Raw genomic sequence first — 2,121 nt, forward strand, 5'->3', positions numbered from 1 at the left:
CCGAGATGGCGTCCGCGATGTTCGGGTGCGGTTCCTGATTCAGCCGCAGGCGGGCAGCGTCGAACAGGTCGAAGCCTCCGACCTCGGTCGGCTCCAACGAATACCCGGCGGGCAACGTCATGCGATCGGCCGGCACGATCTCCGGGTTCAGGGCATGCCCCGCCGCCAGTACCTCGTCGTCGGTGGCGCGCACGGCCGTGCCGTTGATCTGCGCGGCCTCGGTCGCGCTGAACGGCACGTCGATCACCTGACCGGCAAGGCGGCCAACAAGCTGTTTCATCCACATGGGTGCTGCCTCTGCTGCTGATGGTCAGGCGCGTATCGGCGGCCGCGCTGCCGCCGATACGTTCCGAGCGCGTGCGTCAGTCCGTGAGGGCGGTCGGGATCGGCTCGGACTGATATCGGCTGCCGTCGAGCAGCACGTCGACGCTGGTGACGTTCGCCGCGTTCGATGCGCCGGTGGACACGATCAGCGTGCGGTAGCCGGCATTCACGTCGAGGTAGGCGGGGTCGATGTGGAACACGATCGTCTTGTTCTTCACCGCCGCATCGGTGGTGAAGGAGACCGCGTCCGCCTGCCGAACGAGGGTGTCCGACGCGTCGGTATCGAGGTTCGCCCAGATGGGCACCGCGTTAGCGAGCGCCTTGGCGCCGGCGCCGGCCACGTTCGTCGCCTGCTGCAGCGTGATCGCAACCGTGGCGGCGTTGCCCTGGCTCACGTTCACGATGACGGTGGCGAAGGTTGCGTTCTTGAGGTTCACGGCGCGACCCGCGCGGCCGGCGGCGTCCGCTGCGGCCGGAAGCACCTTCACGAGCTTGGTCGAGGTTGCAAAATTGCGCTTGGGCATAGCTGCTCTCCTGAGAGCCGGAATGGATCGGATGAGGGAGGCGGGCGCTCGGCCCGTCAGAGATCACTGACGCGGGGCGTCTGGATCAGGAGCGCGTGGCGACAGCCACGAACGGCGACACGCTGGTGGTGCCACGGTAGGGCAGCAGGGGCTGCTGCCAGATCGGCTGGCCCTGGAACCGGTAGACGAACCGGAAGCAGGTCTCGTCGTAGATGAAGCGCACGTGGATCGAAGACGCTTCCTGGATGTCGCCTTGTCGATGCCGAGGTACTGGCTCAGATCGACGAACATGATGTCGCCGGCGGTCCCGAGCGGTGCCGCGAACTCGGACACGATGACCGGCCGCCCCATCAGGGTGCCGTACTCGTTCCCGTTGGTGCCCGGCGGCTGGTACTGTACCTGCGGGAACCCAAGGGCGCCGACGTTCTCGGTGCCGGCTACGTTCTTCACCAGCAACATGAGCTGGAAGAGCTGGATCTCCGCTTCCTGGTTGATGATCCAGACCGCGTTCCTGCGATTGCGCGCCGGCATCCGCGAGTAGGCCTTGAGGATGTTCGGAGCGACGATCGTGCCGGCGGCCTGGCCGGCTTCCTTCGGGACCACGATGAGGCAGCCCGAGTTCATGAAGCCGAGCGGCATGCCGACACCAGTACCGTTCACGATGGCGTCGCCGATCTTGAACTGGAACTCGTCGCGGAAAGCCTGCGAGATCCACGAGGTCAGGGCTGTGGTGTCCTGCAGCAGCTCGTCGGTCGCGTAGAGCAGGCCCGTGAGCTTATCGAGCTCCATTGAGATCTGCTTGAACTTCGGTCGGCTGTCGCGCTTCAGGCCAGCCTCGCCGGTCCAGAACGCCTGGATGCCGCCCCAGCGCGAGCCGTTGGCCCGGCTGTTCTCGTCCACGCCATTGGCGCGCAGGCCGTTCGCGTTCGGGCCGATCGGGATGCGGCGGATTCGCGAGGCGATCTCGTCGGCCTCGTAGGTATTCTGGAGCAGGTCATTGGTGAAATCGGTCTGCACCAGGAAGCCGCCGTCGGCTGCGATGCCTTCGGACATGCCGGTCGGGCCGGCGCGCATGCTGCCGGTGCGCTGCAGGCGATTATCGACGGAGCCGCCGGGCTGGCCCGCCACGGCGATGGCGTGCAACTGCTCGCCGAGGCTGCGAAAGCCGTTCTCCGAGCGCGGTTGGGCTGCCACGCGGCGGTCGGTGGCCTCGTTCTGATCGTCCGTGGCGCCGAGCGCGCGCTGCCGCTCCATCTGCCGCTCGGTGCGCTCG

At 67.0% G+C, this 2,121-nt stretch carries 3 protein-coding genes; all 3 read right to left on the bottom strand.

Annotated elements, in window-relative coordinates; all coding sequences use genetic code 11:
- Positions 1-247, bottom strand: a 247-nt coding sequence (locus MGN01_RS23140) for a hypothetical protein (RefSeq protein ID WP_210246105.1), incomplete at its 3' end; no start/stop codon positions are given.
- A 115-nt stretch (positions 248-362) separates the two neighbouring features.
- Positions 363-848: a hypothetical protein gene (locus MGN01_RS23145; RefSeq protein ID WP_147049140.1), complete on the bottom strand. Its 486-nt coding sequence runs from the start codon at positions 846-848 to the stop codon at positions 363-365.
- A gap of 63 nt (positions 849-911) precedes the next feature.
- Positions 912-2,121 (bottom strand): phage major capsid protein (locus MGN01_RS23150; RefSeq protein ID WP_147049141.1); only part of this gene is annotated, 1,210 nt, incomplete at its 5' end.

Origin of the sequence: Methylobacterium gnaphalii (assembly GCF_007992215.1) — a bacterium.
Taxonomy (GTDB): Bacteria; Pseudomonadota; Alphaproteobacteria; order Rhizobiales; family Beijerinckiaceae; genus Methylobacterium; species Methylobacterium gnaphalii.